This window comes from Pseudomonas sp. LBUM1669 (assembly GCF_059695705.1).
The window spans coordinates 621,163-646,561 of record NZ_CP166784.1 but is presented as its reverse complement, the minus strand read 5'-3'; the positions used below and the strand labels follow the sequence as shown (position 1 = coordinate 646,561).

Annotated in this window: 22 protein-coding genes and 1 pseudogene; 11 read left to right on the top strand and 12 right to left on the bottom strand. The window is 59.3% G+C overall.

The features are described 5' to 3' along the window. Window positions 1-53: 53 nt before the first annotated feature. Complete coding sequence (locus ACA051_RS02915; RefSeq protein WP_497307499.1) at window positions 54-1,328, top strand: Hsp70 family protein; 1,275 nt, start codon at window positions 54-56, stop codon at window positions 1,326-1,328. A gap of 143 nt (window positions 1,329-1,471) precedes the next feature. On the opposite strand, the gene ACA051_RS02910 is transcribed toward ACA051_RS02915, so the two are convergent. The 4 genes from ACA051_RS02910 to ACA051_RS02895 form a co-directional block, all read right to left on the bottom strand. Next, window positions 1,472-2,485, bottom strand: a complete 1,014-nt coding sequence (locus ACA051_RS02910; RefSeq protein ID WP_497307497.1) for an AI-2E family transporter — start codon at window positions 2,483-2,485, stop codon at window positions 1,472-1,474. 234 nt (window positions 2,486-2,719) lie between these two features. After that, on the bottom strand, window positions 2,720-3,025 hold the full coding sequence (locus ACA051_RS02905; RefSeq protein ID WP_497307495.1) for a PsiF family protein: 306 nt from the start codon (window positions 3,023-3,025) through the stop codon (window positions 2,720-2,722). Window positions 3,026-3,123: 98 nt separating this feature from the next. Continuing rightward, window positions 3,124-7,524, bottom strand: coding sequence for a dermonecrotic toxin domain-containing protein (locus ACA051_RS02900; protein ID WP_497373432.1), 4,401 nt, complete (start codon window positions 7,522-7,524; stop codon window positions 3,124-3,126). Between the two features lie 148 nt (window positions 7,525-7,672). Then, a complete protein-coding gene (locus ACA051_RS02895; protein WP_497307491.1) occupies window positions 7,673-8,455 on the bottom strand; it encodes an AraC family transcriptional regulator in 783 nt (260 codons plus the stop codon). 97 nt (window positions 8,456-8,552) lie between these two features. Here ACA051_RS02895 and ACA051_RS02890 point away from each other — a divergent pair, with 97 nt between their 5' ends. Next, on the top strand, window positions 8,553-9,440 hold the full coding sequence (locus ACA051_RS02890; protein WP_497307489.1) for a DMT family transporter: 888 nt from the start codon (window positions 8,553-8,555) through the stop codon (window positions 9,438-9,440). A gap of 126 nt (window positions 9,441-9,566) precedes the next feature. On the opposite strand, the gene ACA051_RS02885 is transcribed toward ACA051_RS02890, so the two are convergent. The 3 genes from ACA051_RS02885 to ACA051_RS02875 all read right to left on the bottom strand — a co-directional run bounded on the left by ACA051_RS02885 (window position 9,567) and on the right by ACA051_RS02875 (window position 11,509). After that, complete coding sequence (locus ACA051_RS02885; protein ID WP_497307487.1) at window positions 9,567-10,457, bottom strand: esterase/lipase family protein; 891 nt, start codon at window positions 10,455-10,457, stop codon at window positions 9,567-9,569. Between the two features lie 108 nt (window positions 10,458-10,565). Further along, complete coding sequence (locus tag ACA051_RS02880; RefSeq protein WP_497297194.1) at window positions 10,566-10,871, bottom strand: DMT family transporter; 306 nt, start codon at window positions 10,869-10,871, stop codon at window positions 10,566-10,568. Next, window positions 10,871-11,509 (bottom strand): FMN-dependent NADH-azoreductase, encoded by a 639-nt coding sequence (locus tag ACA051_RS02875; RefSeq protein WP_497307485.1) that lies wholly within the window; start codon window positions 11,507-11,509, stop codon window positions 10,871-10,873. The genes ACA051_RS02880 and ACA051_RS02875 overlap by 1 nt, the downstream gene beginning before the upstream one ends. A gap of 117 nt (window positions 11,510-11,626) precedes the next feature. Here ACA051_RS02875 and ACA051_RS02870 point away from each other — a divergent pair, with 117 nt between their 5' ends. Both ACA051_RS02870 and ACA051_RS02865 read left to right on the top strand, forming a co-directional pair. Further along, window positions 11,627-12,529 (top strand): LysR substrate-binding domain-containing protein, encoded by a 903-nt coding sequence (locus ACA051_RS02870; RefSeq protein ID WP_497373430.1) that lies wholly within the window; start codon window positions 11,627-11,629, stop codon window positions 12,527-12,529. A 176-nt stretch (window positions 12,530-12,705) separates the two neighbouring features. Further along, window positions 12,706-12,856 (top strand): annotated as a pseudogene (locus tag ACA051_RS02865) (ferritin-like domain-containing protein); the annotation flags it as partial. Between the two features lie 102 nt (window positions 12,857-12,958). On the opposite strand, the gene ACA051_RS02860 reads toward ACA051_RS02865, so the two are convergent. Next, window positions 12,959-15,034, bottom strand: a complete 2,076-nt coding sequence (locus ACA051_RS02860) for an AsmA family protein (protein WP_497373428.1) — start codon at window positions 15,032-15,034, stop codon at window positions 12,959-12,961. A gap of 386 nt (window positions 15,035-15,420) precedes the next feature. Between ACA051_RS02860 and ACA051_RS02855 the strand changes: the two genes are divergently transcribed. The 7 genes from ACA051_RS02855 to ACA051_RS02825 all read left to right on the top strand — a co-directional run bounded on the left by ACA051_RS02855 (window position 15,421) and on the right by ACA051_RS02825 (window position 20,795). Beyond that, entirely contained in the window at window positions 15,421-15,975 is a 555-nt protein-coding gene (locus ACA051_RS02855; protein WP_497307479.1) for a hypothetical protein, read from the top strand. A gap of 175 nt (window positions 15,976-16,150) precedes the next feature. Then, a complete protein-coding gene (locus tag ACA051_RS02850) occupies window positions 16,151-16,783 on the top strand; it encodes a TetR family transcriptional regulator (protein ID WP_010464134.1) in 633 nt (210 codons plus the stop codon). A gap of 284 nt (window positions 16,784-17,067) precedes the next feature. Further along, complete coding sequence (ureE, locus tag ACA051_RS02845; protein WP_497307476.1) at window positions 17,068-17,568, top strand: urease accessory protein UreE; 501 nt, start codon at window positions 17,068-17,070, stop codon at window positions 17,566-17,568. Then, a complete protein-coding gene (locus ACA051_RS02840; protein ID WP_497373426.1) occupies window positions 17,565-18,239 on the top strand; it encodes an urease accessory protein UreF in 675 nt (224 codons plus the stop codon). Before ureE ends, ACA051_RS02840 begins: the two co-directional genes overlap by 4 nt. A gap of 23 nt (window positions 18,240-18,262) precedes the next feature. Beyond that, the gene (ureG, locus tag ACA051_RS02835) at window positions 18,263-18,880 is read left to right on the top strand and encodes an urease accessory protein UreG (RefSeq protein ID WP_497373424.1); all 618 of its coding nucleotides are present in this window, start codon (window positions 18,263-18,265) and stop codon (window positions 18,878-18,880) included. 29 nt (window positions 18,881-18,909) lie between these two features. Beyond that, the gene (locus ACA051_RS02830; protein ID WP_497373422.1) at window positions 18,910-19,482 is read left to right on the top strand and encodes a HupE/UreJ family protein; all 573 of its coding nucleotides are present in this window, start codon (window positions 18,910-18,912) and stop codon (window positions 19,480-19,482) included. A 185-nt stretch (window positions 19,483-19,667) separates the two neighbouring features. Then, the gene (locus ACA051_RS02825; protein ID WP_497373420.1) at window positions 19,668-20,795 is read left to right on the top strand and encodes an AGE family epimerase/isomerase; all 1,128 of its coding nucleotides are present in this window, start codon (window positions 19,668-19,670) and stop codon (window positions 20,793-20,795) included. Between the two features lie 123 nt (window positions 20,796-20,918). Here the strand turns inward: ACA051_RS02825 and ACA051_RS02820 are convergent, their stop codons facing one another. The 4 genes from ACA051_RS02820 to livM all read right to left on the bottom strand — a co-directional run bounded on the left by ACA051_RS02820 (window position 20,919) and on the right by livM (window position 25,399). After that, window positions 20,919-21,689 (bottom strand): SDR family oxidoreductase, encoded by a 771-nt coding sequence (locus ACA051_RS02820; protein WP_497373418.1) that lies wholly within the window; start codon window positions 21,687-21,689, stop codon window positions 20,919-20,921. Window positions 21,690-22,530: 841 nt separating this feature from the next. Further along, on the bottom strand, window positions 22,531-23,247 hold the full coding sequence (locus ACA051_RS02815) for an ABC transporter ATP-binding protein (RefSeq protein WP_497307464.1): 717 nt from the start codon (window positions 23,245-23,247) through the stop codon (window positions 22,531-22,533). Continuing rightward, the gene (locus ACA051_RS02810) at window positions 23,244-24,119 is read right to left on the bottom strand and encodes an ABC transporter ATP-binding protein (protein WP_497307462.1); all 876 of its coding nucleotides are present in this window, start codon (window positions 24,117-24,119) and stop codon (window positions 23,244-23,246) included. The genes ACA051_RS02815 and ACA051_RS02810 overlap by 4 nt, the downstream gene beginning before the upstream one ends. Next, window positions 24,116-25,399, bottom strand: a complete 1,284-nt coding sequence (gene livM, locus ACA051_RS02805) for a high-affinity branched-chain amino acid ABC transporter permease LivM (protein WP_497307460.1) — start codon at window positions 25,397-25,399, stop codon at window positions 24,116-24,118. The genes ACA051_RS02810 and livM overlap by 4 nt, the downstream gene beginning before the upstream one ends.

The window sequence follows — 25,399 nt, the reverse complement described above, 5'->3', positions numbered from 1 at the left end:
GCGCCGCACTGACATACACTGCGCGGCCGTTTTTTAACCGGAACCTGAAAGTCATGAAAAACGCATCTCCAGCCCGTGCCTGTGGTATCGACTTCGGCACGTCCAACTCCACCGTCGGCTGGCTACGCCCCGGCATGGAAACGCTGATCGCGCTGGAGGACGACAAGATCACCCTGCCCTCGGTGGTGTTCTTCAACATGGAAGAACGCCGCCCGGTGTACGGCCGGCTGGCGCTGCACGAATACCTGGAAGGCTACGAAGGCCGGCTGATGCGCTCACTCAAGAGCCTGCTGGGTTCCAAGCTGATCAAGCACGACACCAGCGTCCTCGGCACGGCGATGCCGTTCAAGGACCTGCTCGGGCTGTTCATCGGCCAGTTGAAGAAGCGTGCCGAAGCCGCCGCTGGTCGCGAATTCGAAGAAGTGGTGCTGGGTCGTCCGGTGTTCTTCGTCGACGACGATGAGCTGGCCGACCAGGAAGCCGAAAACACCTTGGTGGATGTGGCTCGCGCCATTGGCTTCAAGGACGTGTCGTTCCAGTACGAGCCGATTGCCGCGGCGTTCGACTACGAGTCGACCATCGAAAAAGAAGAGTTGGTGCTGATTGTCGACATCGGCGGTGGTACCTCCGACTTCTCGCTGGTGCGCCTGTCCCCTGAGCGCCGCATGCACGACAACCGCCATGACGACATCCTCGCCACCGGCGGCGTGCACATCGGCGGGACCGATTTCGACAAGCAGTTGAGCCTGCAAGGCCTGATGCCGCTGTTCGGCTACGGCAGCCGCATGAAGAGCGGCGCCTACATGCCGACCAGCCACCACATGAACCTGGCAACCTGGCACACCATCAACTCGGTGTACTCGCAGAAGTCGACCCTGGCCCTGGGCAGCATGCGCTACGACATCGAAGACACCGGCGGCATTGATCGCCTGTTCAAGCTGATCGACCAGCGCGCCGGCCACTGGCTGGCCATGGAAGTGGAAGAAACCAAGATCCAGCTGACCCACGCCGACAGCCGCCACGTGCCGCTCGACCGCATCGAGCCGGGGTTGAGCGTGGAGCTGAGCCGCGCGCTGTTCGAGTCGGCCATCGACAACCTGCTGGAGCGCGTGCGCAACAGCGTGACCCAACTGCTGAACGACGCCAACGTGCGCGTCGATCAGGTCGACACGGTGTTCTTCACGGGCGGTTCGAGCGGAATTCCGGCGCTGCGCAACAGCGTGTCGGCGATGTTGCCGAATGCACAGCATGTGGAAGGGAACATCTTCGGCAGCATCGGCAGCGGGTTGGCGATCGAGGCGATGAAGCGCTACGGCAACATGGACTGATCCAAAACCCTGTGGCGAGGGGGCTGGGTGGCGAGGGGATTTATCCCCGTTGGACTGCGAAGCAGCCCCCTTATAGCTAAATGCGGGGACTGCTGCGCAGTCCAACGGGGATAAATCCCCTCGCCAAAGAGATCAACCGCGGATCAAACCATTCCCACCTGCTTCAACTCGCTCTTGAGGTACGCGTAATAAATCGGCCCCGCCACCACCCCCGGCAAGCCGAACGCGGCCTCGAACACCAGCATCGCCAGCAGCAACTCCCACGACTTGGCACTGATCTGCCCGCCGACAATGCGCGCGTTGAGGAAGTACTCGAGCTTGTGGATAAAAATCAGATAGCCCAGCGCCGCCATGGCGACCCAGATCGACAGCGACAAGCCGACGATGGTGATCAGCGTGTTCGACATCAGGTTACCGATCACCGGCAGCAGGCCGAGCAGGAAGGTCAGCACGATCAGGGTTTTGGTCAGCGGCAGCGTGATGCCGAACATCGGCAGGATCACCGCCAGGAAGATCCCGGTGAAGAAGGTGTTGAGCAGGGAAATCTTGATCTGTGCGAACACGATGTTGCGAAACGCCTGGACCAGCAGGTGCAAGCGGTCGAACAACGCGGCAGCGAGAGGCTTGCGCTTGGTCAAGTCCGGTATGCGCTGCAAGGCGATGATCGCCCCGAGCACCATGCCGATCAGCAGCGTCACAAACATGTGCGCCGCGTCCTTGCCGACCAGTTGCAAGTCGCTCAGGTGTTTGCTCATCCACTCGCCGATGGCCACGCGGAATTCGGCGGCACTGGCGGGCAGATAGGCATCGATAAACGGCGGCAATTGTCCGCGCGCGCGGTCAACCACGTGCATGAATTTGTCGAGGGACGCGCCGGGGTTTTCCGCCTCGTGCAGCAAAAAGCTGATGGCGCCGGCGAAGATCAGGGTCAACACGCTGACCACCAAAGTCCCCAGCAACGCCACCGCCAGCCAGCGCGCGCGCCGACCTTCGATCAGCCGCTGCAATTGCGGGGTGAGCATGTTGACCAGTTCGAACACCAGCAACCCGGCCAGCAGGCTGGGCAGCAGTCGCAGTGGGATCACCAGCAGCAAACCACCAAAGATGATGACCCAACTGATCAGCAGCAAAACGTGGCGTTGAGAAAACGTTGGCATACAGCCTCAAAACGAACGACGTAAAAGGATTGGCAGTCTGCCAGCGTTCGCAGGCCAGCACTAGGGATTGTGTAGGTCGACCTTAGTGGGGCATTGGCGATTTTTTGCAGCGCCCATGCCGGCCTCTTCGCGAGCAGGCTCGCTCCCACAGTTGTCTTGCGCACACAGATCCATTGTGGGAGCGAGCCTGCTCGCGATGGGGCCATTACAGCCACCGCACATCTCCCGCTCCAGTTATTTTTTCTTCAGGCAATCACTCATGAACGCTTTGCGCTCGTCACCCTTAAACGCTTTGGTCGCAGCATCGGCGTTGCAGGTTTTCATTTTCTCTTGCTGAGGGGTCAGGGTCTTGGCGTCATTGGCGGCCGGCGCCGCCTTGAGGCAGGTGCTCATGAAGGCTTTGCGCTCGTCGCCCTTGAGGCTTTTCGCGGTGGCGTCAGCGTTGCAGGTGGTCATCTTGTTCTGTTGCGCAGTGGCGGCGAACCCCTGGGCACTAAGCAGCAAACCGATCATCAACAAAGGGACACGCAACATCTTCATGGAGTTTTCTCCTTGTTGCCGCACCGAGGGGTGCGGCCTCATTCTGGAGTGTAGACAACCCCTGTTACACCTTCATCCACCGACGCAACAGATGGCCCTCAATCGACCTCCGATTCCAGAAGATCCTTAAAGGCTTCCCGGTATCGCTGATAGGCCTCAATCCGGTTATCAATAACCGATGCGGGCATCCGCTCGAACAAGACCGGCGTGCCCCCCTCGACCGCATAAGTCTGTCCAAGCTCACGTAACGACGTCCATTGGGCATATGCCGCATCCTCCTCATAGAGCTTGTTGATTTTTATCTGCCGGAACGTGTTCGCCTCGGAAACCGCAGGCAATGCCGCAGCCCCGGGTGGTGTTTCATTGATAAAGTCGTACTCGGCCAAGGCCGGCCCGGGGGCTAGTGTGGTCACCGGCGGCATTTCAAAGTTGAAGTGTGCATTGCTGGCCACGTGCGCCGCGGGAAATTCCGGCCAGGAGTCAGCGACGACCAGTGCATCGAGATTGCTCAGATCATCCCCAATCACTACATATTGATGGTCAAAAAGGGTGGCCCTGACAATGTGAACACTGGACGTCCGGGGCTGGCTCGCCAGAATCGATAACGTGACCTTCGAGTTCTCCGAGCAATTGCCCCCCTTGATTTCAATGGCTTTGCGAGCAGCTTCGGCGGTGGTCAGTTTGGCGGAGAATCCGCCCTCCTCAAGGTCCATCCCTCGCAGGCCTTTGATTTTGGCAATGGCCGAACCGCCGTTTTGCCAAATGCTCGGCAACTGATTACCGGACAACGGCAGGAGCTCCTTGGATCGATAGATCGCTTCCTGCGCCATTTTCAAGTTGGCCATGGTTTGAGCCGATACCTGAATCGGCTCCCCGGACGTGGTTACGTCTGCGGACAGCAACTCTCCATATTCACTTAAATCCCTCAGCTCCGGACTTGGCGTTACACCGTTCTCCCGGACTGAACGTAACAGCGCCTGGTAGGCATTGGTCCGCCCGGTCTGTTCCAGATTGCGCGCATTCAAACCCAGGTTTCGCTCCAACTCCGTAAGCGGCACCAAGCCCTCGTCGGTAAACAGGCGCCCGGTCAATGCGCTGAACTGCCCTGGCAGCATCAGCTTCTGAAGATCGGGCAACGCCTCGATACTTTGGACGATGTCCAGGCCTGGCCCGGCCTCGCCGGTCGCATTGGCGGCGTTCAGGGCCTCGAACAGATCGAAGAGGTAATCCTGTGGAAAGCTGTCGTGAATCAGTTTCAGGCCACGCAGATAATCGAATTGCTTGAACGCTGAAACAGAAGGATGGAACGCTACCGTGACCAGATCGCTGTATTGGCCGCCGATGTCTTCCAGAGCTGTACGTTCGCCGCCAGCACCCAGCGCGCCGCCACGCAGGCGCATCCATTGAGGATCGTAAGTGAGAGGCTCAAGCACCGGCAGACCGTCCAGCACCTTCAGCAACTGATAGGGCTTCAACGCGTTGTCCCGCAAGGCCAGCTTCAGTTTTAGTCCTTGGCCGATATGGATGTTCAGCGCGATACGCTCGGCATCCGGTAACGCCTGCAAAATCGAGGAAAACAAATCCATGCCCGAATGCAGGGCGTTACCGTCTCCGTCATAAGCGATGAACGTCGAGTCGTGAAGCTCGACGAGCGTGCGGCGAATCCCAGCGTCGTCCTTGCCGATACTGTCGAGCAGGTGGCCGTCGTACTCGAACCGTCTGACTTCAATGCGCACATCGGAATTCCAGCCGCGAAGATGCTCAAGGGAGTGCAGCGCCAGTCTGTCCAGGTCAGCACTCTCGACCGAGTCCAGGTAAAAACCTTCATAAGCACGACTCATGCGCACATCTCGAAGCGCCCAACGCGCAAGGTTTTCCAGCCTTGCGGGCAACTGCCCACGCTCAATCGCCTGGACTTCGGAGGGCCTGGCGATGGACAGCAACTCGCGGGCGACAGTGCCGGGAAGGCCCGGCACTTTGGCCTGGATGGTTTTTGCGCTGTTACTCGTGGCAGCTTCGATACGACGATAACGTGCGTCGAATAGCGACGTGCGCTTGCTCTTGGCCCGTTTCGCCAACTCGGCCCGCAGATTTTTGACGTTCATTTCCTGCGTGCTGGGCGCAATACGAAACTCGACGTTCAACAAGGTGTTCAGCTGTGCGTCATCCAGGTGCGATAACAGCCTCTTGACCAGATCAACATCAGACAGACGATTGCTGTTTATCCGGACACGCGGCCCATCCACGCGACCAATGACCCGAAGCACTTCGCCACGTGCGTCTACCAGTTCAATCGCATTGCCCGGCCACAGACCATCGAGCAGTTGAAATTGCATCTCGGGATCGGCGCTTGAGTAATCTTGCGCACGTTCGCTACCCATCTGCTCGATGAAGGTCTGAATGTCGCGATCGATGCGGAACCGGGTTACGGTATCGCTGAGTAAAGGCGACGGCCGCTGATTGTCGGCATACATTCGGCGGATCGCGCTGGCGTCGGTCTGGCTGACCGCGCGGATGTCGCCGTAGGATTCAGCCAACTCACCCATGTCTGGCCCGAGTCGCGCCATCAAAGTCGAGTCATCCCAGGTGTGGGGCTGCTCGCCTTCAATCACGAAGGCACCTTCGCCGTTGCTGTCCACCACGGGTTGATAGGCATCGGATCGAGTCGGATGTTTAACCCTGTGCTGGCCGGTCTGTGGATCTTTCGTCAGTTCGAAGTGCCGGGTGTCCAGCTTGAGAATCGGCTTGCCCTCATGCCGGTGCAGCCAGGTTTCATCAGGCTTTGAATCCGCAGCCAGGGTCAGGTTTTGTTTTTGATAGGGCTCCAGGTCCCGGCTCCACAGTCGTTTGGCGCCGTTGGCAAGCGTGACCGGTGTTGTCGACTCGATGAACGATGACAACCTGGGCAGTACAACCTCCCTGCCGATTTTCATGCCGCCGGCGAAGGCCACCAACTGGATCACGCTTTCGACAAATCCGATGATGTGCTCGGCCCCCTCCAGATAGAGACCTTCAGCCAGATCCACAACGCCTTCGACGACCTCGCTGACCAACTGATAAACCATGTAACCCATCATTATCTCGCCCACAAAGGGTATGAAAGGCCCCACCACCATCAACGCGGCATTGAAGATATCGGAAAGCATTTTTTCCAGATTATCGAACCACGCCCAGCGCTCCATGCGATCAGCGTCTTGCGTCGAGATGACCATTTCCCGGGCATCGTTCAGGATTTTGTTTTGCTGTTGCTGATAGAGATAGAGCCAAGGGTCGCCCGTAAAAAAGGTATGGGTGTCGTTCTCGAACCGAACGTGGTCAAAGTGCAGGCGCGGATTCTCGATGGGCGTTTCGCGCCATACCGGCTGATCGACGCCCGGGACCTTTTCATGCAGGGTGATTTCTACCAGCGCGGCGTTGAGCGCTGCGAAGAAGCGCCCCCTTTGTTGATGGTCGACAAAACGGCTGAAGAACTGCTGATAGCTGTTTGTGGAATTCTTTGGGGAGTCACGCAATTGACGAGTGAGCTCACGGGCGAACTCGGCCTTCGAGGCGTACTCTTTCAGTGGATGTTGCGGATCGTGCGGCACATAGGCAATGACTCGCCGGGCGGCGCCGTCGTGGATATGCAGATCAGGGGCGATCAGTACGATGCCTCTCAACTGAACATCGAGCATTTTCAGCTGATAGTAATGAACGGGAAGGCCATCCATCTTCCACGCTTTAATATCCTTGAGCAGGCTTTGTACAGCCAGGTAGCCACTTCCCGAGATATCATTTTTAAGGCTGGCCAGATACAGGGCTGCTTTTAACGCAGCCTTTTGGCTTTTAATAATTTTTTGCTGCACCACAGCGCGCGCCAGTCCATCGACCGGGCGCACATAGTTTTCAAGATAGATTTTATATTGAGCACCGATATCCAGACTGCGGCACAGCGTCTTGAATTGGTCGACACTCATTTTGTTGCGGACACCGGTTATGTCGAACCGATTCGACTTGTCCGGTCGGGTAATAAACTGCGAATCAGAGGTTAATACTTCTTTATCCGAAAAATTATGCAATGCCGCATCCAACAGCGAAACAATGCGCGATTCCACGCCGTTATTGAAATTGTTGGCCCAGGGGGATAAATGAGGTGGAGAAAACAACTGCAAAAAAGTTTCCTTTACATCGACGTCAACACCGTATTGATCTTTCAACGCCTGACGAAGCAGCGGTTCAGCAAAGGCGTAGACATCTTGCGCCTCGCTCAGCATCTGGTCGACGTCGTTTTGTGCGCGCCAGCCTTCCTCCGAGGCACGCTGCAGGGCTGCGCGCTGCATCGGTGAAGCGCAGATGATCCATTCTGGAACAGGGGCAATCGCGCTTTTTAACGCGCTGATCCTGTGGGGTGAAGTCTGGCGTATCCATTCGGGGATAGCTTTTTTTATAAGTTCGTGGTGAATGCTTTTTTGTTGTATTGCGGCTGTTGATGTTTCATCGATTCGGGTTGAAGTGGCCACATTGATACTCTGCATAAGTAAGCTGAACAGGAACGGCTTATGCAACTAGCGTACAACGTTAATCACTCGATCAAATGAAGTGCGATTCCGATTAGCCTGTAAGAAACTTCACCACTTAAAACTTCTAATACAAACTTACTTCTTTAACTCAGATAATTCGTTGCCGCCGATATTGCTCTGGTGTACACCCGGCCTGACGTTGAAACATCGCAATAAATGCCGATCCCGTGCTGTAACCCATGTCAAAGGCAATGTTCTGAACACTGCGTTGACTGTCCAGCGCTTCGATCGCCGCGAGAAAACGCAAGCGTTGCCGCCACTCGCCGAAACTCATGCCCAGTTCACGGACAAACTGCCGCGCCAAGGTGCGTTCGCTGACATGGATCTGCGCGGCCCAATGCGCCAATGGCCGATTGTCCCCGGGCTCGGCTTGCAGGGCTTCAAGTATTACGAGCAATCCTGAACGGCTGGCGTAAGGCAAATAACACTCTTGGATGGGCGCCTGTTGCAACTGGTCCACCAACACCTGCGCCAGACGTTTGTCCGCGTCGTGTTCGGGAATTTTCACGTCGCGGACGGCGAAGTCCTTGAGGATCGCCTTGAGAATGTCGCTGATCGCCAGCGTGCATGCTTGCTGCGGCAACGCGCGGCACAACGCCGGCGCCAGGCAGACAGCACGGTAGTTGATCGGTTGATTGCTATAAAAACTGTGCTCGGTCTCAGGCGGCACCCATACGGCGTATTGCGGCGGCGACATGAAGCGGCGGCTGCCGATTTCCATGTGCAAGACTCCGTTGGCCGAATACTCGAGGGTGCCCCACGGGTGACGGTGGGCCGAGGCATATTCGTGGGTGTCGAAGTCGGCATAACGGAAATAGACAGGGGACGGCAATTCTGCGAAGTCGAGCAGATCGATGTGTTTACTGGTCATGCTGTCCGTCATCAGGGGCAGGTTGTCTGGATTGAAGTATAGGCTTGTATCCAGACAGGCGGATAATCGCTCCTCACTAACGTTGATGGTTTTTCTGATGCAATACGCTTATCCCCTGCTGGCCATTTTCATTTGGGCCGGCAACACCGTGATCAACAAACTGGCGGTCGGCGCGATCTTCCCTGCGGAAATCGGCTTCTACCGCTGGCTGCTGGCCGGGATTCTGTTCACGCCGTTCATGCTCAAACCGGTGATTGCGCATTGGCCAAAAATTCGCCCGAACCTGGGCAAGATTTTCATCCTGGGCGTGCTCGGCATGGCCGTCTATCAGAGCCTGGCGTACTTCGCCGCAACGCTGACTACAGCCACCAACATGGGGATCATCTTGTCGCTGATGCCCTTGATGTCGCTGGCCATGGCAATCGTCAGCCTGGGCCAACGCCTGACGGCGGGCGCATTGGCCGGCGCGGTGCTGTCGTTCGCCGGGGTATTGGTGGTGGTGTCGTCCGGCAGCCTTGGCGCGCTGCTGGAACATGGCGTGAACCTGGGGGATGCGATGATGCTGATCGCCACGCTGGCCTATGCGATTTACAGCACGCTGCTGAAAAAATGGCAGCTGCGCTTACCGCCGCTGGTGTTGTTGTATTTGCAGGTGCTGGTGGCGGTGGTGGTGCTGTTTCCGCTGTTTGTCGCTTCACCGAAGGTCGGACCGACCTTGCAGAATATTCCGCTGGTGCTTTATGCCTGTTTGCTGGCTTCGATGCTGGCGCCGCTGGCGTGGATGCAGGCCGTGGTGCGTCTGGGCCCGAGCCGGACCACGCTGTTTTTCAATTTGCTGCCGTTGATTACGGCGTTGATTGCGGCGGTGGTGCTGAATGAACAGTTGGCGATGTATCACCTGGTGGGTGGGGTGTTGACGCTGGGCGGGGTGGTGCTTTCGGAGCGGTGGACTACCGTGCTCGGCCGTAAGGTTAGTGTTGCCTGAGCCGACGCTTTCGCGGGCAAGCCTCGCTCCCACAGGTTTTGTGTCGTGCCCGAAATCGGCGAACCACACAAAACCTGTGGGAGCGTGGCTTGCCCGCGAAGAACGATAACGCGGTCTAACTGACGTTTACACGCCGGCCGCTTTCAACCGCGCCGCATGCTCGACAAATAACCGCACCGGATCCGCCCCCTTCCCCACCAGCCCCAGCGACTGATTAACGATGTCGAAGTGATCCATCGGATATTCATCGCCAATCACCGTCCCCAGGTGCGAGCTGTAACGCCCGACCATTCCGTCGCAGTGCCCGGTTTCGCGCACAAAGGTTCTGGCAAACAACCGGCAACTGCGGTTGGTGCCGTCGAACAGGTTACCGCCGCGATCCGTCTTGCCTGGTTGCAGCGTCCCGGACCACGAGTAATAGCGCACGCCGTTGACCTCTTCCGGCCCGTGTCCGCCCCAGGTTTCAGGCAGGCCCTGTGGATAAAGCTGGTTGAACGCTGCCACACCTGTGCTGGTCAGGGACTCATGGGAAGCGTGGATATCCACGGGCAATTTTGGTCCGCGATACCCGGTCTCCAACAGGCTCATCAATGCGCCGATCAGCCGCAGCAGTGCGGCGAGAAGCCGACCTTTGGCGCTGTCCGCCGGGTAATGTTTTTCCAGATAATCCGCCAGCTCCGAGCCATGGTTGGGGCCTGCGACCGACGTGACAGACGCCACGCGATCAGGGCGTTTGGCGGCCGCGTAACGGGCTGTGAGCGAGCCTTGGCTATGACCGATCAAGTTGACTTTGTCAGCCCCGGTTTCCCGCAGAATCTCCTCGATTCGCGCCAACAACTGCTCGCCGCGCACCTCGCTGGAATTGAGCGGCGAGACCTGCACCGCAAACACCGTCGCCCCTCCCCGGCGCAACGCCGAAATGATCCCGTACCAGTACGGATACAGCACCAGACGGATAAACCCGAGCATTCCCGGGACCAGCACCAACGGATAACGCGTGGCAGAACCTTGCGACATGGGCGGACATCCTTGTGATCGGTGAGATGAAGCAAGGCGCGATGCAAGACATTAGCCAAGCATCGTCACCCAAGATGACAACTCGACGACCAGTCTATGACATCCACCCTACTTCAGCCCCACCACGCCCACCACGATCAGCCCCACCGACACCAGTTTGATCGCCGTCAGGCTTTCGCCCAGCAGCGCAAAGCCGAGAAACACCGTGCCCAGTGAACCGATGGCGGTCCAGATCGGGTAGGCGATGCTCACCGGCAACTCGCGCATGGCCAGGGTCAGGAAGTAAATCCCGCCGACGGCGGCCACCCCCGTGATCAGCGATGGCCAGAGCCGGGTAAAGCCTTCGGCGTACTTCATGCCCATGGCGAAGGTGACTTCGAACCCGGCGGCGATCAGCAGAAACAGCCAGGCCATCAGAACTCTCGGGCCAGCGCCAGCAAACGCTGCTCGGCCTCGGCCAGCGAAATCGCGAACGTGCGCTCGGCCGACTCTTCGCCTTCGGCAGCCACCACGGTGATGTCGGTGATGCCGATGAACCCCAGCGCGGTGCGCAGCAACGGATCGGCATGGTTCATCGCCTCCAGTTCGCCGCCAGGCCCGAAACCGAAGCCGCCGCGGCTGGTGACGATCAGCGCTTTTTTGCCGTGCACCAGCGGCTCGTACTGCGCCACGCCATTGTCCAGGGTGTGATTGAACGTCAGCCCGAGCCGCACAATCTGATCGATCCACGCCTTGAGGCCGCTGGGTACGCTGAAGTTGTACATCGGCGTGGATATCACCAGCAAATCGTGACCGAGCAACTCGCCGACCAATTCATCGCTGAACGCCAGATCGGCCTGCATCGACAGGGGGCGTGCATGGGGCTCGGGGTAAAACGCCGCAGCCACAAAGGCTTCGTTGGCCGGAGGTATCAATGCCCGACCGATTTCCCGGCGAGTCAGCTGCGACTGAGGATGTCGCGCCTGCCAGGCGCAGAGAAACACTTCCGCCAGACGCCGGGAGTGGGACCGCTCGCCACGGGGGCTGGCATGGATCGCAAGAATCTTACTCATCTGAATCTCCTTAAGAGCTAAACTGCCTGTGGCTTGCAGATTGAAGCTCACAGCCGCCCCTCTTCAACTGAGTAGAAATCAGTCTGGATGAGTTTATTTCATCCATGGAGTATTTGAATGTTTGCCTCGCTGCCGCTGACCGCCCTGCGCGCCTTTGAGTCCGCCTCACGCTTGTTGAGTTTCAAGGCTGCCGCCGAAGAACTCTCGGTGACGCCGACGGCGGTGTCCCATCAGATCCGCTCGCTGGAGAGTTGGCTCGGTGTGCCGCTGTTCGAGCGGCTGCCACGGCAGGTGCGCCTCACCGATGGCGGCGAACGGTTGTTCCGCAGCCTGCACGGCGCGCTGCTGGACGTGGCGCAAAGCGTCGATACCCTGCGCCCGCAACGTAGCGGCGCGAGCCTGACGATCTCCACCACGGCCGCCTTCGCGGCGCTGTGGCTGGTGCCGCGGCTGGGTCGGTTCTACGCTCGCCATCCGAATATCAACCTGCGCCTGGACACCCACTGCGAAGTCATCGACCTGCATCAGGACGCCAGCGTCGACCTGGTGGTGCGCTACAGTCTTGATGACTACCCGAACCTGTATGGGCTGTGCCTGTTCGACGAATCGTTCGGCGTCTATGGCTCGCCCGAGCAGGTGGCCCTGGCGGCTGATCGGGCACCCACGCTGATTAGCGTGCGCTGGCACAACTCCAAACTCTACGCCCACGGCTGGGCGGCCTGGTGCGCTCAGTCCGGAGAGACCTGGCTGACAGGGCAACCGGCGGTCCGTGAATACGACGAAGAGCATTACGCCCTGCAAGCGGCGATCGCCGGGCAAGGCCTGGTGCTGGCAAGCAATATTCTGGTGTCGGAAAGCGTGGCCAATGGTTTGCTGGTGGCTTACCGGGGCGAGGTTCAGGTCAACGGCGCCGGCTACAGTGCGCTTTGCGTGCCGGGACGTGAACGACATCCACCCGTGCGGGCGTTTTTTGCATGGTTGCGCGAGGAGGCGTTGCTGTCCGGGCATGCGCTGGCTTGATCGTCTCGGGGCAAATCACATAAAACTTTTCGCCGCGCCCATCACTCACACCTCAAGTCGCGATCACTTCCATAGAAGGTGACGCAAACCGGATTAGCCTCCAGGAGAACGAGATGAGTGACATACATTTGTCCGATGTAACCACCCTTCGCGAACGGGCCCGCAAGAACGTCGAGAACGCCGAACGGATTGCCATCGACAGCTACCGCGAGATCATTCAGTACATCGGCGAAAAAGACCCGACGACCCCGGCGCATCTTTGAAGACATCCTGGCGCAGGAAGAAAAGCATGCGCATGACATGGCTGACATTCTGAAAGATCTTTAGCGCCTTTCAGATCGCCTTCGCGGGCAAGCCTCGCTCCTACGGGTTCAGTATTCCCCTGTGGGAGCGAGGCTTGCCCGCGAAGGCGCCCACACTGACACCCCATTATTTTTTGGGCTTGACGGTCACCGGTGCCTTCCCCGCCTTCATCTGTTCCAGCAACGGCGCACACTGGTTCGGCTCACCCCCGCTCGGTGCCACCAACGCCAGCAGCCCCGCCGCCGGTGCCGCAATCACACCCAGCGCAACCATTCCCGCGCCTCGCAAAATCAGCGGCACCGCCTTCACGCCCGCATCCGGCTTGATGAACTTGCCCCGCACATACAGCGGCGAGCGCAACGAAATCAACCGCCAGCCTTTGGATTCGGGGGTAATGGTCAGGTCCAACTGCTCCGTCGCCATGTTCGCGGTGCCGTCGATATAGATGATCGCGTTCTCGGTGTCGAAGACGAACAGTCGGGTAGTGGCCAAACCGGTCTTAATGTCGAAGTCGGCCGCCGCGCAATTGATCTTCACTTCCTTGTCGCCAAAGATCTTGCCCACCACGTAGTTGCCGACGTTGAGCCCGGCCAGTTCCATCAACTCGCGGCTGATGGCGCCGTCGTTAATCAGCATTTTCAAGTTGCCATTGGCGCTGCCCAACAGCTTGGCCACCGAGTTGCCACGGCCGGTGATGTCGGCATCGCCGTTGAGCTCGCCGAAACTGGTTTTCATCGGTTCAAAGGTCGGGAACAACTGCTTGAGCTGGAACTTGCGCGCAGTGAGCCTGGCCCGACCTTCCAACGGTTCGGTGCGGCCATTGAGGCGAATCTGCGCATCCAGAGTGCCGCCCGCCACGCCGAAACGCAGGGGTTCAAGACTCAGGACGCCGTCTGTCAGTACCAGATGCGTGTAGAGGTCATTGAACGGCAGTTTTTCGCTGTGGACGATGCGCTTGCCGGTGAATTCGACATCGGCGTCCATGTCGCGCCAGCGCTCGGTCTTGAACTCCTCGACCGGCAACACCTTGTCCGTCGGCTGTTTGCTTTCGCCGCCACGGGCCTTTTGCTTGGCGTTGGAATCGGCGCCGATCAGCGGGGCCAGGTCGGCGAACAGCAGTTGATTGGAGATCAATGAACCGCTGAGTTTCGGCCGCGGTTGGCTGGCGACATAGGCCAGGCTGCCGTGGATGTCGCTCTCGCCGATCTTGCCGTTGAACGCTTCATAGCGGAACACCGCGCCACCCGGCTCATGCAGTTTGGCGATCAGATGCCCGTCTGTCTCGTAGGGCGGCGTATCCGGCAGCGTCACACCGGTCAGCGGGTAGAGATTGCCCAGGCTGGCGCCAGCCAGCTTCAAGCGCAGGTCCAGGGCGCCGAGGTTCATCGGATCGGTCAGCGTGCCGGCCAGTTCGACGCGGGTATCGGCGATCTTCACTTGCGCCTGGAACGGGAACGGCCTGGCCGCGTCCTGCAACGCCAGCAACCCGCCGATCTTGCCTTCGCCTGCGAGTTTCTGGTCGTGGTATTGGCCTTTGACCTTCAGCGCGAACGCGTAATCCTGGGGAGCCGCGCCTTTCTCCTGCGCGGTTTTCGCAGCTTTTTCGCCGACGATATCGCTGAACGGAATGGGTTTGCCCAGCGGATCAATCAGCACATCGAGCTGAGTCTTGAGGTTCTGGTCGTCGAGGGTGACGTGGCCCTTGTCAAAGCCGATGGCACCGATGTCCACCACCCAGCTTGAAGGTTCGGCATTCGGGTCTTTGGGGTCGAACTGGAACGTCCAGTTGGCGCGACCATCGGCCAGACGTTGAAGGTCCGCATTCGGCTCAGTCAGGTCAATACGAGGGATCACCACCCGTTGCGCCAGCAGTGCCAGGGGAGAAATGCGCAGTTCGACGCGTTTAAGGGTGACCATCTGTGGTTTTTTCGACCAGTCCGGGTTGCCCAGGCTCAGGTCTTCTGCCACCACGTGCGGCCACGGCACCCAGGCCCGCCAACCGCCCTCGTCGGGCTCGCGCTGCCAGACCACCGCGAGGTTGCCATTGATGGCGAACGGACGATGCAGCTCTTCAGAAACTTTGGCGTTAAGGGGCGGTTTGATCCGGTTCCAATCGAAGAACACGATGATCAGAACCAATACCGCCAGCAAGACAATTAGGCTGGCGAAGGTCCAGGTAACAACTTTACGAGTGCGCGTCATTGCACAGGGCTCCTGATACGACTGAGCGCCCTGATTGCGACGCACGTGTGAAACGTTAGGCCAGAACCGGCCTGCCATGGAATCTACGACTGAAAAACGGCCCGCAGGTTTAAACCAAACGCCGATTAATCCTCAAATAATCGACTGGGGAGAGACTGCCCCCGAATCCGGCGTTACCGCCCCCGCACTTTTGTGCGGCACGAGTGGGTCGAAAATACCCACCCCAGTGCAAAAACGATCGCCGGAGACGCCCGTTCTAGAGCGCTTCGGCAGAACAATCAATTCCGTTGATTATTACCATTGCGTTTATGAACTTTTATATCGACTTATCGAGAGTAGCATTGCCCTCGTACCCACTTTATCGCCCTCCCAAGGAGCAACCCATCATGAAACGCCAATTACTGCTTAGCCTTACCCTCTCAATGCTGGCCAGCACCGCTTTCGCTCTGCCCGCTGCTGATCAGGCCACTCCGCAAGTCAAAGACAGCCACTCGGTGTTCAGCCAAACCGTTGCTGCCGATGGTTCGGACCGCACTCCACAAGGCCAGACCCTTGCCGAAGGCGGTAATGATCGCCTGAAAGAAAAAGGCCTGATCACCCAGGATGGCTCGGATCGTACTCCACAAGGTCAAACCCTGGCTGCTGACGGCTCCGATCGCACCCCACAAGGTCAAACCCTGGCTGCTGACGGCTCCGATCGCACTCCACAAGGCCAGACCCTGGCTGCTGACGGTTCCGATCGCACTCCACAAGGTCAAACCCTGGCCGCTGACGGTTCCGATCGCACTCCACAAGGTCAAACCCTGGCTGCTGACGGTTCCGATCGCACTCCACAAGGTCAAACCCTGGCTGCTGACGGTTCCGATCGCACCCCACAGGGTCAAACCCTCGCTGAAGGTGGTGGTGACCGTGTAATCGAACGCAACAGCGCTGTGAGCTGAGCCCATGGTGGCCCTGAAAAAAAGCCCAATCCCCGGATTGGGCTTTTGACTTTATAGGGTTTGGCCTTGTTGGAAGTTGCATCTCCCCCGCTTGATCCCCCGATAGTCGTTCGACGCCAGCGAAGCCGATTTGCTAGAGTGCGCCGCTGTCCCTGTCCAGAAAAACACCCTTGCGATGCTGCCCCGCGCCGAACAGAAACAACAAACCCGCAACGCCCTGATGGACGCTGCCCGTCACCTGATGGAATGTGGCCGAGGATTCGGCAGCCTGAGCCTGCGCGAAGTCGCGAAAACCGCCGGGATCGTGCCCACCGGTTTCTACCGGCATTTCGCCGATATGGATGAACTGGGCCTGGTGCTGGTGAGCGAAGTCGGCCAGACCTTTCGCGAAACCATTCGCCTGGTACGCCATAACGAGTTTGTCATGGGCGGCATCATTGACGCTTCGGTTCGCATATTCCTCGACGTGGTCTCGGCCAATCGCTCGCAGTTCCTGTTTCTGGCCCGTGAGCAGTACGGCGGATCGCTTCCCGTGCGCCAGGCCATTGGCCGTCTGCGTGAAGACATCAGCTCGGACTTGGCAGCCGACCTGTCCTTGATGCCGAAATTGCAGCATCTGGACATCGCCGGCCTGAGCGTCATGGCGGACCTGATCGTCAAAAGCGTGTTCGCGACCCTTCCGGACATCATCGATCCACCGGCCGAGGCGCTACCCGAGCACCTCACGCCACAGGCAAAAATCACTCAGCAACTGCGCTTCATCTTCATTGGCCTCAAGCATTGGCAAGGCCTGGGCAGCACCGAATAACCCCTGCAGGAATGAGCCTGCTCGCGATAGCGGAATGTCAGCCACATCAATGTTGATTGTGCCGACGCTTTCGAGGGCAAGTCGAATCGTCGCACCGCCGCTCCCACAAAAAACAGTCAAAAGCATCAATTTGGTGCCGCCGAACAATCCTCGCACCATTGCAGTTCAAAATCCTGCAGCATCCTGAAACACCCACTCAGCTCCGACAGGCATTTCCTACGTATCGCCCGATTGGCAAGCCCCTTGCTCTAGCCTGAACATTGTCCATTGCTGGAAGCCTCCCGATGCTGGTGATTCATCGCAGAATCGACCCTCAACCCGTCTGGGCCTCCGAGCTGCACCTGATCTTCGAAGCCCGGAGCAAAAGCCGTTTGCGCTGTTTCAGTGCCGAAGGCGAAGACGTCGGGTTGTTTTTGGAGCGCGGTCAGCCGCCACTGTATGACGGCGAGTGCCTGCAAGCCGAAGACGGGCGCATCGTCCGCGTCTGCGCCCGGCCCGAACAATTGCTGCACGTCACTTGCGCCAACGCGTTCGAACTGACTCGCGCGGCCTATCACCTGGGCAACCGCCACGTCCCGCTGCAAGTCGGCGACGGCTGGTTGCGCCTGCTTGACGATTACGTGCTCAAGGCCATGCTCGAACAGCTGGAGGCCAAGGTCGACAACATCGAGGCACCGTTCCAGCCGGAACACGGCGCCTATGGCGGCGGCCATCACCATTCCCGCCACGGCGACGAGGACTTCAACTACCCGCCGAAACTGCACCAGTTCGGCGTCCGGTTATGAACCCTGCCTGGGCGCTGCTGCGCCTGGCCAGCCCACAACTGCCGATTGGCGGTTACAGCTATTCGCAAGGCCTGGAAATGGCGGTGGATAACGGCCGGGTGAAGGATGCAGACAGCGCGCGATGCTGGATCAGCGATCAATTACTGCTGAACCTGGCACGCTTCGAAGCGCCGCTGCTGCTCGCCCACTGCTCCGCTGCCGCCGAAGAAAACTGGGCAGCATTGCTGCAACGCTGCGAGGAACATCGCGCCAGCCGGGAAACCCGCGAGCTGCATCAGGAGAGCCGGCAGATGGGCTATTCGCTACAGCAACTGCTCAACGGCTTGCCGGAACTCGATGCGCCGGCCCGCGCCTTTCTGCAACAGCGCCCCGAACCGCACTTGGCCCTCTGCTGGGCGCTGGCGGCTCGCGCCTGGCAGATCAGCCCGCAAGATGCGCTGGCCGCGTGGCTCTGGAGTTGGCTGGAAAATCAATTGGCAGTGCTGATGAAAACTTTGCCGCTGGGCCAGCAAGCCGCGCAACGCCTGACCAGCGAACTGCTGCCGCTGCTGCAACAAGCGCAGCAGAACGCCACCCGAATCAACCCCGAACACTATGGCAGCGCCGCGTTCGGCCAGTCCCTGGCGTGCATGGCCCATGAACGTCAGTACAGCCGTCTGTTCCGTTCCTAGGGCCTTTAAATTTGGAGAACAACATGAACACACAACCCCTGCGCGTCGGCATTGGCGGCCCGGTCGGTTCCGGTAAAACCGCCCTGACGCTGGCGCTTTGCCTGGCCCTGCGCGACCGCTACAACCTGGCCGTTGTCACCAACGACATCTACACCCGCGAAGACGCCGATTTTCTGGTGCGCAACGAAGCCCTGGCACCTGAGCGCATCATCGGCGTGGAAACCGGCGGCTGCCCGCACACGGCGATCCGCGAAGACGCCTCGATCAACCTCGAAGCGGTGGATCAACTGAACCGCCGCTTTCCGGGGCTGGATCTGATTCTGGTGGAGTCCGGCGGCGATAACCTGTCAGCGACCTTCAGCCCGGAACTGTCCGACCTGACCATTTACGTGATCGACGTCTCGGCGGGCGACAAGCTGCCGCGCAAGGGCGGGCCGGGGATCTGCAAATCCGACTTGCTGGTGATCAACAAGGTCGACCTCGCGCCGCTGGTGGGGGCGTCGCTGGAACTGATGGACAGCGACACCCAGCGCATGCGCAACGGCAAGCCGTTTGTCTTCAGCAATCAGAAAACCGGTTTGGGCCTGGAAGAAATCATCGCCTTCATCGAACGCCAAGGCCTGCTGACCAACGCCGCCTGATCACGACTTATCAACAAGGAAGCTTATCCATGACACTGAAACGCATCCTGGGCGCCATGGCCCTGCTGCTGACCCCGGCCATCGCCTTCGCCCACCCGGGCCATGGCGATAACGGTTTAATCGCCGGCATCAGCCACCCGATTGGCGGCCTTGATCACTTGCTGGCAATGGTGGCGGTGGGCTTGTGGGCGGCGCAGCATAAAGGCGCCGCGCGCTGGGCGCTGCCGTGCACGTTCGTTGGCATCATGCTGATCGGCGGGTTGCTGGGTTTTGAAGGACTGAACCTGCCGGCGCTGGAAGGCGGTATTGCGGCGTCGGTGCTGGCGCTGGGCCTGGCGGTGGCCTTGGCGGTGCGTCCGCCGTTGAGCGTGGCAGTCGGTGCGACGGCTTTGTTTGCGCTGTTCCATGGTGTGGCCCATGGGCTGGAGTTGCCTGACATGTCGAGCCCTTGGGCGTATGCCGCAGGGTTTGTGGCGGCGACAGCTGCGTTGCATGCTGCGGGTTACGGCGTGGTGCGTGTGTTGCCGCAAGCGGCGGCTCCGTTAATTCGATTGGCCGGAGCGGCTTCGGCGGCGACCGGGGCCTGGTTGTTGGCGGGCTGATTTCTTTATTGGCTGTGACGGCCTCTTCGCGAGCAAGCCCGCTCCCACACTCCACCGCATTCCATCTGGAGAAACCCGGTCCCATGTGGGAGCGAGCCTGCTCGCGAAGGCGGCCTGACAGACACCACTTCTCTCAGGCCTGCTAACATGTCGCGCAATCAACCCTGCCGTGACGACGCCAGCCAATGCCGCCTGTTTCCCGCTCCGCCTCCCAGCCTGAATTGACCGCTCTGTTCGCCTCGGTGCAACAGCATTTCCAGGACGTGATCGTGCCGCTCTGGCAAGGTCCCGGCTGGAATGCCGAAATGGCGTTGCCTTATGAAGCGCTGGATGCCGGGCATCAACCGCTGCCACCCCAGCGCTATCGGGCGATGGCCTGCGCGCGGCAGCTGTATCTGTTTTCCAGCCTGATCGGCCAGGTGCCGGGCGCCGAGGAGCGTGCTGCAGCGCTGTTCCGTTCCTTGCAACAGCATTTCCACGACGCCGAGCACGGCGGCTGGTTCTACAGCATCGACCCACAAGGTGCGCCGCTGGATCAGCACAAAGACCTCTACACCCATGCCTTCATCCTGTTCGCGTGCGCCCATTACTGGGACAAGGTTCGCGAGCCGCTGGTGGAATCGGTGCTCAACGCCACGCTGGAAGTACTGGCACGGCGCTTCTCCACAGGCGATGGTCTGTATGAAGCCAGCCTTGACCGTGACTGGTCCTCGCTCGACTCCGGCCCCCTGCAAAACCCCCTGATGCACTTGGCCGAAGCCTTCCTCGCGACCCTGTCGGTGCGCGACGACATCGCCGTACAGCGCGCGCTGGTCGAGTTATGCACAGCCATGCAGAAGCGTTTTATCGACCCGCAACACAGCGTGTTGATGGAGAAGCCGCTGGGCGCTGTGGATAACTGGTTTGAACCGGGGCATCAGTTCGAGTGGTATTTCCTGCTGGAGTCGTCGCCACTGCTGCGAGGTTCAAAACTGCATGTTTCGCTGGACCGTGCATTTGTACTCACCGAACAACTGGGGGTTGATCCAAAGACGGGTGCCGTAGCGGCAATGCTTGATCTCGATGGCTCTGCGAAGGATGCCACCCAGCGCATCTGGGCCCAGGCTGAATACCTGCGCGCCCTGACCTTGCGTCCAAATAGCGAACGCTCGGTGCAACGCCAATTGCAGGCGTTGCAACAACGCTTTTTGCATGCGGGGGGGTGGTATGAATGTCGCGACGAGCAAGGCGAAGTCAGCCGCAAGGACATGCCATCGACCACGCCTTATCACTTGGCAACCTGCTATCGCGGGCTGGTCGATTATCTCGGCTGACTGTCCGGCCGCTTTCGCGAGCAAGCCCGCTCCCACACTTGACTTGTAGTGTGTCCAAAATAGCAGACACGCCATAAATCCAATGTGGGAGTGGGCTTGCTCGCGAAGAACGATAACGCGGACTTATGCCTTGCCACCATTGCGCTCAATGGAAAAACCAGCCCACGTCTGGCTCACCGGCATCAGCTCCAGGCTGTTGATGTTGATGTGCGCCGGCGCATTGAGCACCCAGAAAATGGTCTCGGCGATGTCCTGCGGCTGGATCGGCTCGGCACCGGCGTAGGTCGCGTTGTAACGCTCCTGGTCACCGGCGAAACGCACCAGCGAGAACTCGCTCTCGCACAGGCCTGGCTCAATGTTGCTGACACGCACGCCAGTGCCTTGCAGGTCGCAGCGCAGGTTCAGTGAAAACTGCTTAACGAACGCCTTGCTCGCGCCGTACACATGGCTGCCCGGGTACGGGTAGTTACCGGCAATGGAGCCGAGGTTGACGATACCGGCACCGCGACCGTGGGCGATCAGGCGTGGCAACAGCAGGCGAGTGCTGTACATCAGGCCTTTGATGTTGGTGTCGACCATGGTGTCCCAATCGTCGAGGCCGCACTTCGGCGCCGGGTCAACGCCCAGTGCCAGACCTGCGTTGTTGATCAGCCCGCGCAGCTTGGCAAAGGACGGCGGCAAATTGGCGATCGCCTCCTCCATGGCCTTGCGATCACGCACGTCGAGCACCAGGCCATGGACCTCGGTCTGCTTCGACAACTCGGCGCACAAGGCATTGAGGCGTTCTTCACGACGGCCCGTCAGCACCAGTTTCCAGCCTGCGTCGGCAAAACGACGGGCACAGGCTTCACCAAAACCGGAGGTCGCGCCGGTAATAAACAGGGTGTTGGACATCGTGTTCTCCTTGCTTCGGCTGATGGACAGCCATTGGAATAGAAAATCAGCTGGCAGCATGCCCGGCCTTGCCCACAGCGGCAACCACCGCAAAAACTGTATAAAAAACAACCAGACCTTGCGAAGCCACAGGCGCCGTGGCTTGCAGCCATGTACGCGCACCTTATCCACAGGCCGGTCCACAGTTTCCGGGGGCAAGTGGAAAAGCTGGAAGCCGCTATCCACAAGGCTTTGCGGGCAGATTACAAAGTTTTTTGCTTGACCCTCGGGTGCCAGCTGTGTAGCCCATGGCATTTTGCACGATGGGCTGGTCAAACCGACGATGGCGCCAAGCCAGTAACTACGGCCCTCAGCCGAGTCTTTCCAGAGTTTAACCACAGACTTATCCACAGGCTGGCCCATCACATTTCCAGCCACTGTGGTCACCAACAAAAAGGTTGACAAAGCCTGTTCCGGGTCAAGCAAAAATACCTGATCAAAAAACAACCACATCGCTGCAAGCCACGGATTCAAAGGCTCTCAGACAGCTACTCCCACGTTATTCACAGCCAGTTCCACAGTAAACGGGGACAAGTCAAAAGCGTGACAAAACAACTATTTGCAGCGGCTTTATGTCGCGCTTTGAGAGCTTGTGAATATTGTTTTCCACAATTTCCGGAAAGCACACCACCGTCCTTGTGGGAGCGGGCTTGCTCGCGAATGCTGTGGCACATTCAGCATCAAGGTGACTGGAACGCCGTCTTCGCGAGCAAGCCCGCTCCCACAGGGGATTGAGGGTGTATTGGAGGCGTAAAAAAGCCCCGGCGATTGCGCGCCGGGGCTTGGTGTTAAAACAGCGAACTCAATGCCCGCCGAGATAAGCGTTACGCACTTCCTCGTTTACCAGCAGTTCCTTGCCGGTGCCCGTGATGCGGATCTCGCCGTTGACCATCACGTATGCCCGGTCCGACAGCTTCAACGCATGGTTGGCGTTCTGCTCGACCAGAAAGATGGTCATGCCGGTACTTGCCAGTTCCCGCAGGGTCGAGAAGATCTGTTTCACCACGATCGGCGCCAGCCCCAGGCTCGGCTCATCGAGCAACAACAGTTTGGGTCGACTCATCAACGCACGGGCGATGGCGAGCATCTGCTGCTCGCCGCCGGACATGGTCATGGCGCGCTGGTTACGGCGTTCCTTGAGCCGCGGAAACAGCTCGAACATGCGTTGCATGTCCTCGGCGGCGTACTTGTCGCCGATAGGGATGGTGCCCATCAGCAGGTTTTCCTCGACGGTCATGTCGGGGAACACCCGCCGGCCTTCAGGCGACTGAGCGATGCCGTTGGACGCGATGTAGTGCGACGACTTGTGGGTGATGTCCACGCCCTGATAAATGATCTGCCCGTTAGCCGCTCGCGGTTGGCCGAAGATCGACATCAGCAAGGTCGATTTACCGGCGCCGTTGGAGCCGATCAGGCTGACGGTTTCACCTACTTCGATATGCAGCGAGACCTTCTTCAGGGCCTGGATCGGCCCGTAAAACACATCCAGATCCTTGAGTTCGAGGATGGGTTGACTCATAGCGCCACTTCCTCTTCATCAGCGCCCAGATAGGCCGCAATCACTTTCGGGTCGTTACGAATCGCTTCAGGCCCGCCCTCGGCGATGACGATGCCGTGGTCCAGCACCACGATGTGGTCGGAAATGCTCATTACCATGCCCATGTCGTGTTCGATCAGCACCACGGTCAGATCGTGCTCGTCGCGCAGCAGACGGATCATCGCGCTCAGCGCTTCGGTTTCCTGAGGGTTGAGGCCGGCAGCCGGCTCGTCGAGGCAGATGATCTGCGGACGGGTACACATGGCCCGGGCGATTTCCAGACGGCGCTGTTGGCCGTAGGACAGCTCGCCGGCCAGACGGTTGGCGCAGTCCACCAGGTCCACGACTTCCAGCCAGTAGAAGGCGTGGTCCAGCGCATCGCTTTCGGCCTTGCGGTAGCCCTTGGTGTTGAGGATGCCGGCCAACATGTTGCGGTTGACCCACATGTGCTGGGCCACCAGCAGGTTTTCCAGCACCGACATTTCCTTGAACAGGCGAATGTTCTGGAAGGTGCGCGCCAGTCCGGCACGGTTCACCAGGTGGGTGCCGCCGAACATCTTGTAGCGCATCCGGGTGATAAAGCTTTTCGGCGAAACAAAATCCGTGGCTTTGAACGATTCGCCCAGCAGCTGGATGACATCGGTGCGCTCACCGCGGGTATTGAGTTCGATCTTGCCGCCGGAGGCCTTGTAGAAACCGGTCAGGCAGTTGAACACGGTGGTCTTGCCGGCGCCGTTGGGGCCGATCAGGGCAAAGATCGAGTTGCGATGAACCTTGAGGCTGACATCGCTCAACGCCTTGATGCCGCCGAAGTGCATCATCAGCTTCTCGACCGAGAGTACGACTTCGCTCATGGCGCTACTCCTTTACGCGGGGTCACACCGGTGCGGCTGATCCGAATCAGGCCGCGCGGTCGCCAGATCATCATCAACACCATCAGCACGCCGAACAGCAGCACGCGATATTCCGCAAAGCCGCGCAGCAGTTCCGGGGCAACGGTCAGCACGAAGGCTGCAATCACCACGCCGATGGTCGAGCCCATCCCGCCGAGTACCACGATGGCGAGGATCAGGGCCGATTCGAAAAAGGTGAACGAGGTCGGGTTGACGAAGCCTTGATACGTGGCGAAGAACACCCCGGCCAGGCCGGCCGTCGAGGCACCGATGGTGAATGCCGAGAGCTTGACCAGTACGTGGTTCAGGCCCATGGAGCGGCAGGCGATTTCGTCTTCACGCAAGGCTTCCCAGGCGCGGCCGACCGGCATCTTGACCAGACGATGCTTGATGTACAGCACGGCCAGCACCACCAGGAACAACACCGCATAGATGAAGTAATACTTCACGTCCGGGTTATAGGCGATGCCGAAGAACTCATGGAACGGGACACCCCCTTCCTTCGCGCGCTTGCCGAACTCGAGGCCGAAGAAAGTTGGCAACGGAGCCGCCATGCCATTCGGGCCGCCGGTCAGGGACAGCCAGTTGTTGAGGACCAGGCGAATGATTTCACCGAAACCCAGGGTCACGATCGCAAGGTAGTCACCGTGCAATCGCAGCACCGGGAACCCGAGGATGCAACCGGCAAGGCCCGCGGTGATGGCCGCCAGCGGCAGCACCGTCCAGAAACCCAGGCCGAGGTATTGATAACCCAGCGCCAGGCCGTAGGCACCGATGGCGTAGAACGCCACGTAACCCAGGTCGAGCAGACCGGCCAGGCCGACCACGATATTCAGGCCCAGGCCCAGCAATACATAGATCAGCCCGAGAATGACCACGCCCAGCAGGTAGGAGTTGGAAAAAAACGGAAACACCACGGCAACGAGGATCAACAGCGGGATGATCCAGCGCAAGCGGGATTTGTAATCAGGTGGCAGTACATGAACCCCGGAGCCGGTGCTTTCAAAGCCTTCAAGGATTTTCAGGCCCTTGGGCGTTTGCAGGAACAGGCTCAGGGCAAACCGGCCAGCCATGACGATGGCGACAATCCAGGCCACCCGGGTCGTTTCCAGATTGAAGCCGTAGCCGTCGAGGACCACGCCGACAATCGGGCCGAACACAATCAGGGCGACAAGGCCGGCAAGAATCGCGTCAACCAGGCTTCTTTTGAGATCAATGGTTTTTTTAGTGGTTGAAGACAT